The organism is Myxococcus virescens (genome assembly GCF_900101905.1).
Classification (GTDB): domain Bacteria; phylum Myxococcota; class Myxococcia; order Myxococcales; family Myxococcaceae; genus Myxococcus; species Myxococcus virescens.
In genome coordinates, this window is record NZ_FNAJ01000001.1 from 1303351 (window position 1) to 1319338 (window position 15988).

The 15988-nt window shown below is 70.1% G+C and carries 14 protein-coding genes; 11 read left to right on the plus strand and 3 right to left on the minus strand.

Annotation, left to right across the window (positions count from 1 at the left end):
* Nucleotides 1–580: 580 nt before the first annotated feature.
* Nucleotides 581–961, minus strand: coding sequence for a DUSAM domain-containing protein (locus BLU09_RS05340; RefSeq protein ID WP_090486350.1), 381 nt, complete (start codon nt 959–961; stop codon nt 581–583).
* A 646-nt stretch (nt 962–1607) separates the two neighbouring features.
* Between BLU09_RS05340 and BLU09_RS05350 the strand changes: the two genes are divergently transcribed.
* From BLU09_RS05350 to BLU09_RS05380, 7 genes are all read left to right on the plus strand, one after another.
* Nucleotides 1608–2438 (plus strand): metallophosphoesterase, encoded by an 831-nt coding sequence (locus BLU09_RS05350; protein ID WP_090486353.1) that lies wholly within the window; start codon nt 1608–1610, stop codon nt 2436–2438.
* A 123-nt stretch (nt 2439–2561) separates the two neighbouring features.
* On the plus strand, nt 2562–3494 hold the full coding sequence (locus BLU09_RS05355) for an ABC transporter ATP-binding protein (protein WP_090486359.1): 933 nt from the start codon (nt 2562–2564) through the stop codon (nt 3492–3494).
* 24 nt (nt 3495–3518) lie between these two features.
* Nucleotides 3519–4265, plus strand: a complete 747-nt coding sequence (locus BLU09_RS05360; protein ID WP_186818035.1) for an ABC transporter permease — start codon at nt 3519–3521, stop codon at nt 4263–4265.
* Nucleotides 4266–4389: 124 nt separating this feature from the next.
* Nucleotides 4390–6060 carry a serine/threonine protein kinase gene (locus tag BLU09_RS05365; RefSeq protein WP_090486365.1) on the plus strand — a complete coding sequence of 557 codons (1671 nt, stop codon included), beginning with the start codon at nt 4390–4392 and terminating at the stop codon, nt 6058–6060.
* A gap of 95 nt (nt 6061–6155) precedes the next feature.
* On the plus strand, nt 6156–7370 hold the full coding sequence (locus BLU09_RS05370) for a hypothetical protein (protein ID WP_244171430.1): 1215 nt from the start codon (nt 6156–6158) through the stop codon (nt 7368–7370).
* Nucleotides 7371–7384: 14 nt separating this feature from the next.
* Nucleotides 7385–8359 carry a HEAT repeat domain-containing protein gene (locus BLU09_RS05375; protein ID WP_090486371.1) on the plus strand — a complete coding sequence of 325 codons (975 nt, stop codon included), beginning with the start codon at nt 7385–7387 and terminating at the stop codon, nt 8357–8359.
* A gap of 27 nt (nt 8360–8386) precedes the next feature.
* A complete protein-coding gene (locus BLU09_RS05380; RefSeq protein ID WP_090486373.1) occupies nt 8387–8917 on the plus strand; it encodes a hypothetical protein in 531 nt (176 codons plus the stop codon).
* Nucleotides 8918–9001: 84 nt separating this feature from the next.
* On the opposite strand, the gene BLU09_RS05385 is transcribed toward BLU09_RS05380, so the two are convergent.
* On the minus strand, nt 9002–9574 hold the full coding sequence (locus tag BLU09_RS05385; RefSeq protein ID WP_090486376.1) for a glutathione S-transferase family protein: 573 nt from the start codon (nt 9572–9574) through the stop codon (nt 9002–9004).
* Between the two features lie 140 nt (nt 9575–9714).
* Here BLU09_RS05385 and BLU09_RS05390 point away from each other — a divergent pair, with 140 nt between their 5' ends.
* The 4 genes from BLU09_RS05390 (at nt 9715) to BLU09_RS05405 (ending at nt 14498) form a co-directional block, all read left to right on the plus strand.
* Nucleotides 9715–10908: a cupin domain-containing protein gene (locus BLU09_RS05390; protein WP_373284083.1), complete on the plus strand. Its 1194-nt coding sequence runs from the start codon at nt 9715–9717 to the stop codon at nt 10906–10908.
* 3 nt (nt 10909–10911) lie between these two features.
* Nucleotides 10912–12219 (plus strand): JmjC domain-containing protein, encoded by a 1308-nt coding sequence (locus BLU09_RS05395; protein WP_090486382.1) that lies wholly within the window; start codon nt 10912–10914, stop codon nt 12217–12219.
* 52 nt (nt 12220–12271) lie between these two features.
* Complete coding sequence (locus tag BLU09_RS05400; RefSeq protein WP_090486385.1) at nt 12272–12454, plus strand: hypothetical protein; 183 nt, start codon at nt 12272–12274, stop codon at nt 12452–12454.
* A 118-nt stretch (nt 12455–12572) separates the two neighbouring features.
* Nucleotides 12573–14498, plus strand: coding sequence for a DUF4135 domain-containing protein (locus BLU09_RS05405; RefSeq protein ID WP_244171431.1), 1926 nt, complete (start codon nt 12573–12575; stop codon nt 14496–14498).
* On the opposite strand, the gene BLU09_RS05410 is transcribed toward BLU09_RS05405, so the two are convergent.
* The gene (locus BLU09_RS05410; RefSeq protein ID WP_186818036.1) at nt 14488–15924 is read right to left on the minus strand and encodes a M20 family metallopeptidase; all 1437 of its coding nucleotides are present in this window, start codon (nt 15922–15924) and stop codon (nt 14488–14490) included. The genes BLU09_RS05405 and BLU09_RS05410 overlap by 11 nt on opposite strands.
* Nucleotides 15925–15988: the final 64 nt, after the last annotated feature.

The window sequence follows — 15988 nt, forward strand, 5'->3', positions numbered from 1 at the left end:
GTCGCTCCCCGTGAACGCGGGGCGCGTGGGTTGAAACCGTCGCCAGGAACGTGCGGATGTACTCCACGAGGTCGCACCCCGTGAACGCGGGGCGCGTGGGTCGAAACGACATTCGCTGAGAGCACGTGGAGACGCTGCCCGTCGCTCCCCGTGAACGCGAGGCGCGTGGGTTGAAACTGTGGCTTCAGTCGCTCGCAGGTCGCTGCGGGCAGTCGCTCCCCGTGAACGCGGGGGGCGTGGGTTGAATCACCGTCCAACCCCTTTCGCCGGCGGTCTCAATGCGTCGCTCCCCGTGAACGCGGGGAGCGTGGGTTGAAACCCGAGTTCGCCAGCGGCCCGGTACAGCTCCGCGTGTCGCTCCCCGTGAACGCGGGGAGCGTGGGTTGAAACGCAGCCTCGTGAGCGCGCGCTTCGCGCCATAGGCGATCGATCCCCGTGAACGCGGGAGCGTGGGTTGAAACACGGACGCCCTCGTGGCCTCGACAGGGCCGGTTGCCGCCTCGCGGGTGGCCTGCTCGACGTGTCCGTGTCACGCGCCCCAAGGCGACACGGAGGGCTCGGTGTCCGTGGCCCTCTGTCGCTACGGCTCGTCCGCCATGTCTTCGAGCTGACCTTCCGCTATCTCGCGGTAGAGCGGTACGACTTCGACAGCGAGCACATCCCGCATTTCCTGGCGGGCGCTGTCGAAGTCACCGGCCGCCTTGTGTTGATACATACGGTTCAGCGCATCGGAGATTCTCGCGGAGCCGTCGCGGATGCGGCGCGCAATCTCGCGGAGCAGGTCCAACGCCCCGTCCTCCGTGGACAAAGCGCGAGAGGCAACCGCATCGCTGATTGCCACATCACGTGCCGAGCGAGCAAGGAGCGCACACACTTCGTCCGTCAAGGCAAGTGGCGCCCCCTCGCGAAGGACGCGCCGCGCGAGTGCTCGAATGGGGCCCCAGTCAAGTGTTTCGGGCATGGCCTATTTCCTCTTCCCGCGCGGCCTGCACTTGTCGTCCGGCCATTCCTGCTACCCCTCGCAGTAGCGCATGCAGTCATAGCAAGAGCCCATCCAGTCGTACTCCTTGCAATTGACGTAGTTCTGGATGCAACGCAACGCCGCTTTCAATCGGGAAGACTGCTGTTCTGTGCCGCCTCTGCGTCCGGAATGTCTCCCTCGGCGGCCGCCTGCGCGCCCGTCATGTGCACTGCGGTTTCAGCAGCGGAGAGGCCGCACCCATCCGGGCCGAAGGCGCTGGATGCAACACGTTGCGCTGTCCAGGCAGGCGGCCTGCGCGTAGGCATCACGATGGTTCGTAGCGCGGCGCGTGGAGGCGTCAGTGGCGCCGCTGGAGCAGCCCAGCGACACGACCGTCAGACCCTCCGGGTCGCGTCCTCTTTTGAGACGCCTTCGAGCAACGACCCTCCGTCGCCGGCCTGCACCTGTGAGCCACCTTCACGCGAGGCGGCGCCCGGTTGGACCGCATCGACGAAGGACTCCGGCGCCTGCGAGCACGGCTCGCCAGAACCCTCTGAGACCACCGCACGCGCCGCCTCCCGTCAGTCCCGAAGCACCGCTCCCGTCCGCGCCCGCGACTCGAGCCTGAACCGGAACGGAAACCGCCATGTCCTCCTCCCAGACGTTCTTCTTCGCCGGGGTGGGCGACGTCCACGGGCACATGCACCGGATGGTGAGTCACCTCACCGCCTGGGAGGAACGCAGCCAAAGGCCGCTCGACTTCGTGCTCCAGGTGGGCGACTTCGAGCCCCACCGTCACGACGCCGACCTGGCCACCATGGCCGCACCCACGAAGTACAGGCACCTGGGGGACTTCGCGGCCTACCACCAGCGACGGCGCCGCTTCCCCTGGCCCGTCTACTTCATCGGCGGCAACCACGAGCCCTACGGACACCTCGACCTGCACCCAGAGGGATTCGCGCTGGTGCCGCACTGCCACTACCTGGGCCGGAGCGGCGTGGTGGAGCTGAACGGCCTTCGCGTGGCGGGCCTGTCCGGCATCCACCGAGAAGCCACCTTCTGCAAGTCCCGCCCGCCGCTGGCCTCGATGGGCGACGTGTCCAACAAGGACTTCACCTTCTTCAACGAACAGGACGTCGAGCAAGTCCTGGCGCTCGGGCGCGCGGACGTGCTCCTGCTGCATGACTGGCCCTCCGGCATCATCCCGCCCGAGGAGGCCGCCGACTTCCAGGGACAGCGCCGCGGCGCGAGCCACGACCTCGTCGGCAACGCGTACGCGCGGCTGCTGGTGGACGCGCTCCAACCCCGGCTGGTCCTCTGTGGCCACCTGCACCGGCGCTACACCGGCACCGTCCAGCACCCCAGCGGCCAGCGCTCGCTCGTGCGGTGCCTCGCCAGCGTGGAGCAGGGCGCGGATGCGTTCGCGGTCTTCCAGTGCCGCGAGGGCACGCTCCAGGAAATCGCCATGCGGGAGTGACACCGGGTGGACAACGCGACGCGCCACCCTGCCCGACGTGCGCTAGCGAGTCGCCAGGGACGGACACGACGCCCGCACACAAGCCGAGCGCCGCGCGACCGGAGGTGTTACAGGAAGGGCCCCATGTCCGTCCCCGCCCTCGAACTCCAGGGACTCTCCAAGCGTTACGGAGAGTTCACGGCACTTCACACCGTGGACCTCGCCATCCGTCCCGGTGAAATCTTCGCCCTGCTGGGCCCCAACGGCGCGGGCAAGACGACGATGATTGGCAGCGTCTGCGGCCTGGTGAAGAAGTCCTCCGGCAGCATCCGCGTCTTCGGCAAGGACCTGGACCAGGACCCGGTGGGTCCGCGCTACGACATCGGGCTGGTGCCGCAGGAAATCAACTTCGACCCCTTCTTCACCGTGGCCGAATCGCTGCGCATCCAGATGGGCTTCTACGGCCGCCCCGCGAATGACGCGCGCATCGACGAGGTGCTCACCGCCCTCAACCTGCACGCGAAGAAGGACGCGTACACGCGCGCACTGTCCGGCGGCATGAAGCGCCGACTGCTCATCGCCAAGGCGCTGGTGCACAAGCCGCGCCTCGTCTTCCTCGACGAGCCCACCGCGGGCGTGGACGTGGAGCTGCGCCGCGACTTGTGGACCTACGTGCGCAAGCTCGCGTCGGAGGGCACCACCATCGTCCTCACCACGCACTACCTGGAAGAGGCCGAGGAGCTGGCCGACCGCGTGGGCATCATCAACGAGGGCCGCCTCCTCATGGTGGAGGACAAGGCCACCTTGCTGCGCCGCTTCGGCGAGCGCCGCGTCATCATCACCTTCGAGCAGCCGCAGCCGGGCCTGTCCGAGGCCGGCAAGCGCTTCGCCGCCCGCCTCAGCGAGGACGGCCGCACCCTCACCTACGTGGAGCGCGACGGCTGCGCCCCGTCCGGCGAGTTGCTCCGCGCCCTCTACGCCGAAGGGCAGCTCATCTCCGACGTGGAGACGCGCCGCTCTCGCATGGAGGACGTGCTCATCGAAATCCTCCGTGGCCGCCCACAGCAGGCCGCCTGAGCCCACATCATGAACGTCCTTGGGATGAAGACCCTTCTGGCGAAGGAGGTCCGGCGCTTCATGCGCGTGCCGGGTCAAACCGTCCTGTCGCCCCTCATCAGCACCACGCTGTATTTCATCGTCTTCGGCGTCTCCATCTCCGGCCGCGTCCAGACGGTGGAGGGCGTGCCCTACCTGCACTTCATCGTGCCGGGGCTCGTCTTCCTCGGCATCGCCAACAACGCCTTCCTCAACAGCTCCTCCTCGCTGTTCATCACCAAGATTCAGGGCACCGTGGTGGACCTGCTGGTGGCGCCGCTGGGGCCCGGTGAGCTGATGGCGGGCTTCATCGGCGGCGCCATGGTGCGCGGGCTCGTGGTGGGCCTGCTCACCTGGGCCGTGGCCACCTTCTTCACCGGCTTCAGCCTGGAGCACGCGGGAGTGGCCGCGTACTTCCTCATCCTGTCGTCCTACGTCTTCAGTGTGCTGGGCATGCTCGCTGCGGTGTGGGCGGAGAAGTTCGAACAGATCAACTTCTTCCCCACCTTCGTCATGCTGCCCCTCACCTTCCTGGGCGGCGTCTTCTACTCCGTGCGCGAGCTGCCCGCGCCCTGGAACACCGTCAGCCTCTTCAACCCCATGGTCTACATGGTGGAAGGGCTGCGCTACGGCATGCTCGGCCGCAGCATCTATTCGCCGCTGGGCGCCGGGAGCATCCTCTTCGCCGTCGCCGTGGGGGCCACCGCGCTCACGTACGTCGTCCTGCGCTCCGGCTACAAGATGAAAGCCTGACTCACCCCGGAAAGCCGGGCAGGCGACTCACGCCTGCCTGCCTGCTCGCTCCCAACCCTGTGGGGTAATTCGCGACTGAGCAATTCCCACGAGCTAAGAAAGAGCGATATCCTGGCGGGCACACATGGCTGTGCCATTCGGTAAGTACGAGCTACTACGCAAGATTGCCTCTGGGGGAATGGGTCAGGTGTTTCTGGCCCGCGAACATGGGACGGGGTTCGAGCGACTTGTCGTCCTCAAGCTCATCCTTCCCCACCTCGCGGAGGATGATGAGTTCCTCTCCATGTTCCTGGACGAGGCCGGGCTCGTAGCGCGCCTGACGCACCCCAACCTCATCACCATCCTCGACCTGACAGAGATTGAGGGCCGCCACTGTCTGGCGATGGAGTACGTGCAGGGCGACGACGTGCGCCGCCTGGACAAGACGTCCCGCGCGCAGGGCAAGACGCTGCCGGTGGGACTCATCCTCCGCATCATCGCGGACGCGGCCGCCGGGCTCGACTATGCGCACCAGGCGCGTGACGCCCAGGGCAAGCCGCTGCGGCTGGTGCACCGCGACGTGTCGCCGCAGAACATCCTGGTCGGCTTCGACGGCGGGGTGAAGGTCATCGACTTCGGCGTGGCGAAGGCGGCCACCAGCAGCCAGAACACCGCCACCGGCGTCCTCAAGGGCAAGTACCCGTACATGTCCCCGGAGCAGGCCAGCGGGCTCGCCATCGACGCGCGCAGTGACTTGTTCGCGCTGGGCGTCGTCATGTGGGAGCTGCTCACCGGCAAGCGCCTCTTCAAGGGCGAGTCGGACATGATGACGCTGCGGCTGGTGAAGGACTGCCAGGTGCCGCGGCCGTCGCAGCTCAACCCGCGCCTGCCGCCGGGCCTGGATGAAGTGGTGCTCAAGGCCCTGGCGCCCTCGCCGGACCAGCGCTACCCGGACTGCGGCGCCTTCCGGCTGGCGCTGGAGGACTACGCGCTCAACCTGCGGCTGCCCTCCAGCAGCGCGCACCTGGCCGCCTTCCTGCGGGAGCTCTACGCGGACCGCATCGCCCATGAGACGGACCCGGCGAAGCTGGACCAGCTCGCGGAGGACGCGGACCTGGACTCGCGCTCCAACTCGTCGCTCAGCGGCGTGCCGGGGCTGATGGGCCCCGCGGGGCGCTCCTCCGCGTCGCGGGCCATGCGCGGCTCCCCCCATGGCGTCGTCCCCGGGGCGCGCTCGCGGCAGGCCGCCGCCCCGCCGCAGCCGAAAGAGAAGACGCGAGGCACCGCGCCCCTGGCCCGCCCCCCTCCGGAGCCGGCCCGGCGCATTCCCTGGCTCCCGGTGGCCACGGCGGGGCTGGGCCTGCTCATCGCGGGCGCGGGCATCGTCTTCTTCCGCTCGCCCGCGGACGCCACCCCGGTCCGTCCGCCGGTGGAAGTGGCCGTGCCGCACCAGCCGGAAATCGCGCCGGAAGTGCAGCCGCCTCCACGCAGGGCCCCCGAGCCGGTGCGCCACGTGAAGCTGCCCGTCATCACCGAGCCCCCTGGAGCCCGGGTGAGCGTCAACGGCGAGGAGCGCGGCGAGACACCGCTGCGCCTGGAGCTGGAGGCCGGGGCCGCCCCGGTGTCGGTGACACTGGCCCTCAACGGCTACGAGCCCGTGACACGGCAGGTGTCCGCCACGGACGAGGAGCTGCGCCTGGAGCTGCGGCGCGCCGGAGGCGGCAAGTCCGTTCCGGGCACACCGACCGCCGGGACGAAGCGGCCCGCCAGTCCCGGCCAGGGCGGCGGCGGCCTGGGCATCAAGACGGGCCGCTGAGCCTCGCGCGGGAAAATCCGCGCGAAATGATTTTCTGAGACGGCGCGCGCGCCGGGCCCTCAGGGGGATTGGACCCCCTCACAGGCCCAGGCGCCATGACTCCAGAATCCCTCCACCGTTCCGCCGGCCCCGCTCCGGGCCGTCGCGTGCCCAAGGCGCTGACGTGGCTCGCGGGCGCGGCCTTGCTCGTGGGAGGCGCGGCGCTGCTGTCGTCGCGTGGCGGCGACGGCGCGTCGTCCGATGCCGAAGCCGGCGGCACCGCCGCGGCGTCCCGCGAGGCCGCCTCTGGCGGGCGAGGCCACGGCGGGCGCGCGGGCGCGGGTGGGACGCACGACGAAGAGCCGCCGCCCCCTCGCTTCGACGAGGCCGTGTGCTGGCGCGAGCTGGAGCGCTTCGACGCGGCGGTGACGCTGGAGAACTTCCGCGCGTGGGCCGCGCCACTGCTCGCGTCGGGGGATTCGCTGGTCGCGGACTACCTGGCGGGGCGCCTGACGGAGCTGATTGGCCAGGACCCGGGCCGAGCGAGCGAGGTGCTGTCCTGGGCGCGCACCGCGGGACCCGACGAGTTCGACGTCCTCCTGAGGGCGCTGCGTGGCTCGGAGGCGGTGCACCACGCCCAGGTGGCCACCCGGCTGCTGGCGCAGGGCATGGACGCCACGCTCGACGGCGGTCGGCGCGCGGGCCTCCTGTCCGCGCTGGACACACAGAAGCGCTTCGAGCCGGCGGCGCTGGACACCCTGACGTCCTTCGCGAAGGACCCCGTCTCCGGCGAAGCGGGCTGGGCCGCCACGCGCACCATCGCCCGCGTCATGAAGCGCGACTTCGAGGCGAAGGGCAACGCCGCGCCCTACATGGACGCGCTGCTCACCATCGGCACCGAGTCCCCCGACGAGCAGATTCGCTACCTGGCGCTGTCCACGCCCATGCACGCCACGCCCGTGCTGAATGAGCGCACCCGCGCGCAGTACGCGAAGGTGCTCACGCAGGAGGGCAGCCCGGACGGACGCGAGGCCGCCGCGCACAACCTCTCCATCTCCGGAGACAACCAGCAGGTGCTGGAGCTGTTCGCCGATGCCTTCGCCCGGGAGCAGGAGACGTGCGTGCGGTGGGCCCTCTTCCGCTTCGCCGCCCGCGCATCCGGCCGCGAGGCCCTGCCCGTCATGGCCAACATGGCGATGGCCGACCCGCGCTTCCAGCCCCTCTACCAGGTTTTCGAACAGCGCTACGCGAGCGGGCTCCACGACTTCGTCCGGCTCTGGAACAGCCTGCCCGACCAGGACCCCTTCGGCTGCCTCGTCGGTCACGACTGAGCACGGGAGCCTCCATGAAACGCCTCTGCCTTCTGCTCACGCTGCCCCTCTTCCCCCTGCTGTCCACCCACGCGCACGCGGCCTCCACCGACGCGCAGCCCGCGCTCCGGGCCAGCACCTGCTCCGTGCGCGGGTTGATGGATGACATCCGCCGCGGACTGGGCTCCGGCTCACCGTCCTACCAGCGCTACCTGCGCACCCTGCTGCGCGAGGCCGCCGTCACGCTGCCGGACGCGGAGCTGCGCGACGCCTTCGCGCGGGAGACAGACCCCGTCATGGCCGAACACCTGGCGGCGGCGCTGGTGGCCCGCGCGGAACGTGAAGCGGACACCCAGGCCATGGACGTGGTGGCGCAGCGCGCGTTGCACGACGCGGACCCGTCCGTGCGCGCCGCCACGCTGCGGGCCATGCGGCGCACCAGCGCGCTGGAGCGCACCGGTGATTTGTACGAGCGCATGGTGCGGGACGAGTCGCCCCAGGTGCGGCAGGAGGCGGCGACCAACCTCATCGAGGACAACGCGCACGTGTACGCCGGCCAGTACGGCCCGGCGGCGGACACGGCGGTGACGGCCGCGGTGGCCTCCACGGACCCGGCGGTGACGGCGCGCATCCTGGACAACCTCTCCACTGAGAAAATCAGCGCCGAGTCCGCGGACCGCATCACGTCCCTGCTGCGCAGCGATGACGCGAGCGTGCGCAAGGCCGCCGTCAACGCGCTGGGCGGCGTCCCGGCGGAGCAGATGCAGGGCGCCCGCGAGTCCCTGCTCGCCATGTACCGCGAGGAGACGGACGACGGCGTGCGCAAGGCGCTGCTCCAGAGCGTCGCGCAGCTCGGCTTCGAGGGCGCGATTCCCGACCTCCAACGCCTGCGCGCCATGGACCCGCGCCTGGCGCAGGAGGCCGACGCGTGGATTCAGGTTCTCGGCATGGGCCTTCAGGAGTGGAGCCTGCTCCTGAGGGAGAAGCAGCGGTTGCAGCAGGCTCCGTGACAGGCAGTCCATTGAAAGGAACACCTCATGCGTAGCAGCACCTGGAAGAACTCCCTGGCCGCGCTGGCCGCGCTGGCACTCATCCCCGCGTCCGTGACGGCGCACACCGTCAAGGGCACCCACACCGGCTCGGTGACGGCCCTGACCAACTACAGCAGCGGCAAGTTCCACGGCGCGGTGGACATCGGCGCGGGCGGCCGTTGCAACTACTGGGGCGCGGAGACGGGCGTGGTGGGCTCCGTCTACTGGGCGGTGACCATCCGCACCACCGGCGTCGTCTGCAACGGCAGCGGCAGCGGCAACCAGAACGAGGCGCGCCACGTCTGGGCGAGCGGCTGGACGTTCCGTCAGTGGCACTTCATCAAGACGGCGGACTCCCGCAGCCGCACGTGTGACCGCTGCCAGGTGGGCAACATCGGCGGCACCGGCAACTCCACCGGCCCCCACGCGCACCTCCAGCAGGACAAGCTGGGGACGAAGAACACGTCCTGGTACAAGGGCTACGTCAGCGTGGGCAGCGCCGTCACGCGCGCGAAGACCATCGGCGTTCTGGACTGACGCACGGGCCCACCGGGGCCGCCAGGAGGCCCGGACACATCCTCATCGGAAGGTCCGGGCCTTCGACCTCGCGCGCGGCGCCGCTCAGCCCAGCTTCATGCCCTTCGGGCGGGCCAGCAGCCGTTCGATGTAGGCATCCAGCGCGGGACGCCCCGTCTGGCCGCCGAAGATGCGCATCCAGATGAACATCGACCCCACCATCACGTCCGCCGCGGTGAAGCGCTCACCGAACAGGTAGGGGCCCTGTCCCAATTCGCCCTCGATGACGTTCAGCACCGTCTCGAAGTCCGTCCAGCCCCGCGCGGGCCCCGTCGGCAGCTTCATCAGGTGGTCCCCCATGGAGGGCTCCAGCTGCGACGAGGAGTACACCATCAACGACAGGTAGCGCCCCCAGTCCTTGTCACCCGGCTTCGGCGCGAGCTGCGCGTCCGGGAATTTCTCTGCCAGGTAGAGACAGATGGCCGCGCATTCGAACAGCCGCGTGTCTCCGTCCACCAAGGCTGGCAATTTCCCAGCGGGGTTGATTTTCAAGAACTCAGGCGACTTGTTCTCCTTCTTCTCGAGGTCGATGGGGACGATTTCATACTGCGCGCCACACTCATCCAGCATCCACTTGGCGATGACCGCGCGGCTTCTGGGGTTGAAATAGAGTTTCATCGTCGGACCTGACCTTTCGGATGGAGGACAGCGCTGTCTCCTACCAGAACGCCGGCACGGGGCACGGCATCATGCGCGTGAAGAAATCCACCGCTGGGCGCTCGCCCACCCGTCAGACGCCGATGGTGGAATCCCCGCCGATGAGACTCGCACCCGAAGACTGGGCCCGCTTCGCGAGCACGCACTGGGAGCAGTCCCCCACGCGGCTGCGGCTGGGCACTCCGCTCATTCCGCCCGAGCAGGCCTTCCGGGGGCTCGTCTCCATCAGCGCGCCCTTCCGCTTCGGCACGCGCTTCCGCGCCCTGCCCGACGTGCGCTTCTTCGCGGACACCTCGCGGATGCGCGCGCCCGGCACGCTCCTGCCCGGGGAGCAGGACGCGGACGCCACCGCGTATCTCCAGCGCGTCGGCCGCGAGCTCGGCGCGGCGCGCGGCTTCCAGTGCTTCGTGGAACAGCCGCTCATGCTGGACTACGCGCAGTGGGAGCGGGTGCGCGCCTTCGTCGACGGCGTGCTGACGCGAGTCGGCGTGCCCGTGCTGCCCATCATCAGCGACCTGTGGCTGGGACGCTTCACCGAGCCGCCGCAGGGCGCCGCGCGCCGGGAACACCATGCCCGCTTCACCGCGGTGCTCCACGGGCGGCTGCGCGTGCGCCAATGGACGAAGGACGCCCACAAGGTCCGGACGGTGGAGGCCCAGGCAGGGGACGTGCTGTACGCGCCATCCCACGTCTGGCAGGAGGAGGCGAGCGACGAGGGCGCCCTGGTGCTGCGGCTGTGGATTCCGGTGCGCGGCAGCGAGCCCCTGGAGGCCGTGAAGGCCCTGGCGGTGAAGCTCCTGGAGGCCCAGGGCGAGGCGGATGACACCGTCCCGTACCTGCCCTTTCCCGGGACGCGTGGACGCACGCCCGTGCCACGACTGGCGCACACCGCGAGCGCGCTGCGGGCCGTGACGCACGGCCCGGACCTGCGGCAACTGCTGCGCATCGCGTGGGCCCAGCGCGTCAGCGCCTCCGCGCTGGAGCCGGTGCCTCCGCCGCGTGCCCTCGAGCCCCTGGAAGAAGACGCTTACGTGCGGAAGACGCCGCCGGGCCGCGTGGTGCGGATGCTGGACAGCCCGGGGCAGTGGCTCTGGGCCGTCAACGGCCACGCCTTCGCCGGTCCAGGCCCCTTCGCGGCGCACGTCCTGGACGCGCTGGCACCGGGCGTCCCCGTGCGGGTGGGCGCCCTGTGCGGCCTGGGGCGAGGCGCGTCCCAACGCGAGCAGGTGCGGGCCTTGCTGGAAACCCTTCATGCGCTGCGCGGTATCGAGCGCGTGCCGGCGAAGGAGGACTGACGGATGGCCCGCATCGACATCCAACGCCGGTTCGACTGGGACACCTTCGTCACGCGCTACTGGAACCAGCGGCCGGTGCTCTACCAGGCGACGGGCGTCAATCCGTTCATGGCCACGGACGTGTTCGACGCGGCGCTCGGGGCCTCGCGCGGCGCCATGGCCCCACCCACGGCGCTCGAGGCGCGCACGGACGTCCAGTTCACCATCGACCAGGGGCAGCCCGTCCAACTCGGGCCCTGGCTTCCCCGTGACACCGACGGCTCGCTGGACGGCTACGACTCGCGGCTCGCGGATGCGCTGGGAACACGCCGCTACGCGCTCATCATCTCCCTGCTGCATTCCCACGGCTTCGGACTCTGGTCCCGCGAGCGGGCCTTCTTCTCCGACCTCTGGCGGCGCGTGGGGCTGCCCCTGTCAGGCGGCATCACCACGCTGTTCCATGGGAACTACGAGCACAGTCCGGTGGGCGTCCACCTGGACCGCTTCACCACGTTCCTCTTCGCCATCCGGGGCCGCAAGCGGATGCGCTTCTGGGCCAGGCGTCCCTGGAGCATGCCCGTCACCACCCTGGTGGACTACGCGCCCTATCTGGCGAAGTCCTTCACCGCGGAGGTGGGGCCCGGCGACATCCTCTACTGGCCCGCCAGCTACTACCACGTCGGAGAGAGCGCGAGCCGGGACGTCGCCACCAGCGTCAACGTGGGCATCCCCGTCACCGGACACCAGGCCCGCTATGACGTGGAGGACCTCGTGGGCACAGGCCGCGGCCACGCCCCACGCGCTCGCGACGCGGCGCGTGGCCGTGCGCTGGTACCGGGCGTGCTCGACGGTGACGGCGTGCTGCCGCGTGAGCTGCCCGCGGCCCTGCGGCAGGCCGCGAACACCTTGCGTGAAAACAGCCGCGACGCACGAACGCAGGCCCACATCCGCACCCTGTGGCTCAACCGGCGCTCCGCGGGCGGCTTCGAGCCCCCACCACCTCCCGCGAGGCGGCGGCCCCTCGAGGACACAGACATTCTTCACGGGAATAAAAGTTTCCCCATCCTGCTGGAGAAAACAGGCACGGGTTGGTGTTGCTCAGCCAACGGCAACGCATTGCATGTCTCAGGCCTTCGGCAGCCGGTGAATAAACTTGTCGCGACATTGAACACGGCGCGCACGGTGAGCGTGGGTGAACTCTTGCACCCTTTCCCCTCGCGAGGCGACCTGCCGCTCCGCGCCTTGAAACCGCTGCCCGCGACGCGGGCGGGCATGCGCCGGATGCTGGAAATTCTACTGACATTTCGAGCCATCCAACTGGCGGGCCGATGACGTAGCAAGCAAAGACATCTCAACTTGACTCAATCGAATTACACACTTTACCATGCTTGAGCTGTCTGACCCCAACGTGTGGAGGATTCCCATGGTGAAGGCGAAGACGAAGACGAAGGCGTCCAAGCAGACCAAGAAGCTGACCCAGGCGCTTCGGGAGCTGAACAAGACGACGAAGCCCGCGGGTTCCGCCAACGTGTTCAATACCTGCTCGCGCTTCCTGTACTGCGTCTAGGACAGGCGCCGCTGGCGCCTGATTGGACACGTCACACGCGCGTCCCGGCCTCGCCGGGCCGCGCGTTTCTATTTTCGCCCCACCGGGCCAGGGCCGACTGATGACGCGTAGGGCGCATGTGCTGCCATCCCTTGCACCGACACCTCCAGCCGCCCCACCCCGCTTTCCTCCGCAGACCCGCCGCCTCCTGGCGGCCGTCCGCAAGGGCCCCGAGGCCAGCGACTGCTTCCCGCCCATTGTCCGGCCCGGCCCTGAGCGCGTGCTGCGGGTGGCCCGCGCCTTCCAAGGCGCCCGTGACGCCGCGCGGCTGGGCGCCCTGCTCTCACAGCCCGCCTTCCAGCCGCTGGTGGATTTCTATGAAGCCCTGGGCGACGGGTGCGACGCCATTGCCCGGCGGTGCCCGGGCCTGTTCGGCGCGCGCGTCGTGCGGCTCGCCAACGCGGCGCTGTTCGGCCCGGTGCTGACGGATGCCTTCGCCTTGTGCGCCGCCACCCCGGCGACACAGGGGCCCCACCCAGGGCTGCTCCGCCTGAGGGACGGGTTCCTGGCCTTCTTCGGCCTCTTCGCGAAGCGGCTCGCACGCGACCTGAAGGCCGGCGTCTTCCGCCGCGCGGGCTTCGAGGGCCCCGTCACCCAACTCTGGGCCAACCCCGAGGAGACGCACAACGGACGGCAGCACGTCCTCCGCGTCCAGTTCCGCCGGGGCGGCGCGCTGGCGTACAAGCCCCGGCCCGCGAGCGGAGAGGCCCTCTTCCTGGCGGAGCCGGAGCGGCGTGGCCCACGCGCCTTCTTCGCCTGGGTCAACCAGCTCCCGGCGGCCTCGGGAGCGGTGCGGCTCCCCACCCTGCGCGTCCTGCGCGGACGAGGCAGGGACGCCTTCACATACAGCTGGCAGGACTGGATTGAACGCCCCCGCCAGTGGGGCGTCCTCCGCGATTCGCCCCAACTGAGGCTCCACGGCTGCCAACTCCCGCCGCCCCAGGCCGCGCGCTTCTGGCACCACGCGGGCGCCCTCACCGGCACGTGCTTCGCCGTGGGCGCGGCGGACCTGCAGGGCAGCAACCTGGTGGTGGGCGTCCGGCGCGGGCAACGCGAGCCCCTGCCCTACCTGGTGGACCTGGAGCTGTTCTTCTGTCCCGTGCGCCGGCTCCCGGAGACAGGGCTGATTTCAGCGGGGAACCGGCGCGGCAACCACCACGTCGGCTTCGAGTGGCGCGCGTGGTGGTGCACCACCGGCGGTCCGCTGCTGTGCTTCTTCCCCGCCCGGAACGGCGCGCTCCAGCTTCGCCCGCGAAGGCGCGCGTGGGCCCGGGAGGAAGCCCGCTCCGTCGTGGCGGACACAGACGGCCACGTGGGCTACGCGGCCCACCTGCTGCCCTTCCTGCGCGGCATGTTCGACGTGTGGACCAAGCTGCTCATGGAGCACGAACGCGTGACGGCCTTCCTCGCGCGCGCGGCGCGGCGGCACCATGTCCGCGTGCTCGTCAAACCCTCGGACGCGTATGACGCGCCGCTGGAGCACCTGATGCTGGCGTCCCCAGGGCAGGTGCCCGGCGCCAGCGACCGGGGCCGCGTGCGCTTCAGCCCCGAGGAGCGCGAGCAGCTGGGCCGCTATGACGTGCCGTACTTCTTCCGCAAGGCGGACGGCGGTCCCCTGCTGATGATGGATGCGCCGCCCACGTCCGCGGCCTTCCGGCCCGTGGGAGAGCAACAGTTCCTGGGGTCCACGCCGCCCCCTGCCCCGCACATCCTGAACGGCGAACAGCTCGGCCTGATGAACCTGGGCGTGGCCCTGCGGGACGCGGTGGACGCCGTCGCCCAGGACCTGCGCCACCGCGTCCAGGAGGCGCCCCAGTGGGGCGTGCGTCTGTCATTGACGAAGGACCGCCGCACGGGCGCGGTGTCCTTCGACTGGCCGGAGACGGGCAAGCGCCTGACGTTCTCCTGGAACCGCCGCACCGTGCGCCTCACCGACGAGGCGCTGGACGAGGCGCCCGCCCCCCGGACTGGGAAGCGGGCCCGGCGGAAGCCGCCTACCGCTTGAAGTGGTCGGCGATGACGCTGGCCACGCAGCAGGTGAGCTTCTTGCCCGTGGGGATGTGGAGGAACTCGTTGGGGCCGTGGGCATTGCTGCCCGGGCCCAGCAGGCCGGTGATGAGGAACTGCGCCTCCGGGAAGCGCTCGCCCAGCATGCCCATGAAGGGGATGGTGCCGCCCTCGCCCATGGCCATGGCCGGCCGGCCGAAGTAGGTGTCGGACGCGGACTCCACCGCGTTCGACAGCCACGAGGCCAGCGGCGGCGCGTCCCAGCCGGTGCTGGACTTCTCACCCTCGAACGTCACCGTCGCGCCGTAGGGCGGGTCCTTCACCAGCGCCTGCGTCAGCGCCTCCATGGCCGCCTTGGGGTCCACGCGCGGCGGGATGCGCATGGACAGCTTCACCGTGGTGAAGGGCCGCAGCACGTTGCCCGCGCTGTTGAGCGCCGGCATGCCGTCCACGCCCGTCACGGACAGCGCCGGACGCCACGTCCGGTTGAGCACCAGCTCCGCGCCGTCGTCCGACATGGGGCGGATGCCGGGCACCCAGGGGAACTTGGTGAAGACCTCCTCCCCCAGCACCTTGGCCGCCGCGCGGGCCTGGTCGCGCCGCGCCTCCGGAATCTGCGTGTGCAGGGCCTCCACCAGCACCTTGCCCGTGCCCTCCTCCTCCACGCGAGACAGCACCTGCCGGAGCACGCGGAAGGACGACGGGACGATTCCGCTCGCGTCCCCGGAGTGCACGCCCTCCGTGAGCACGTCCACCCGCAGGTTGCCGGCCACCATGCCGCGCAGCGACGTGGTCATCCACAGCTGCTCGTAGTTGGCGCAGCCGGAATCCAGACACACCACCAGCGACGGCTTGCCGATGCGCGGCGCCAGCGCCTCGATGTAGGCCGGCAAGTCGTAGCTGCCGCTCTCCTCGCACGCCTCGATGAGGACCACGCAGCGCGCGTGCGGCAGGCCCTGCTCGCGCAGCAGGCGGATGGCGGTGAGCGACGCGAAGGCGGAGTAGCCGTCATCCGCGCCGCCGCGCCCGTAGAGCTTGTCGCCCTCGCGCACCGGCGTCCACGGCGTCAGGCCCTCGCGCCAGCCCGTCATCTCCGGCTGCTTGTCCAGGTGGCCGTACAAGAGGACGGTGTCGTCGCCCTTCGTCCCGGGCACCTCCATGTAGATGACCGGCGTGCGCTCGCGGCCCTTCTCGTCCTTGAGGCGCACCACCTCCAGCACCAGGCCGGGCAGGTGCTGGGCCTGCGCGCGGCACCAGTCCGCGACGAGCTGAACGGCGGCCTCCATGTGGCCGGAGCGGACCCAGTCCGGGTCGAAGGCGGGCGACTTGTTGGGGATACGGATGTAGCGCTCGAGCGCGGGGAGGATTTCCTGCTCCCAGATGCGGTCGGACGAGTCGGTGGCGGTCTGGACGTTCATGGCCATATCGGGCCGAATCCAGAACACGGGAGAGGGGCCCCTGTCGACAGCGGGAATCCACCAGGAGGCC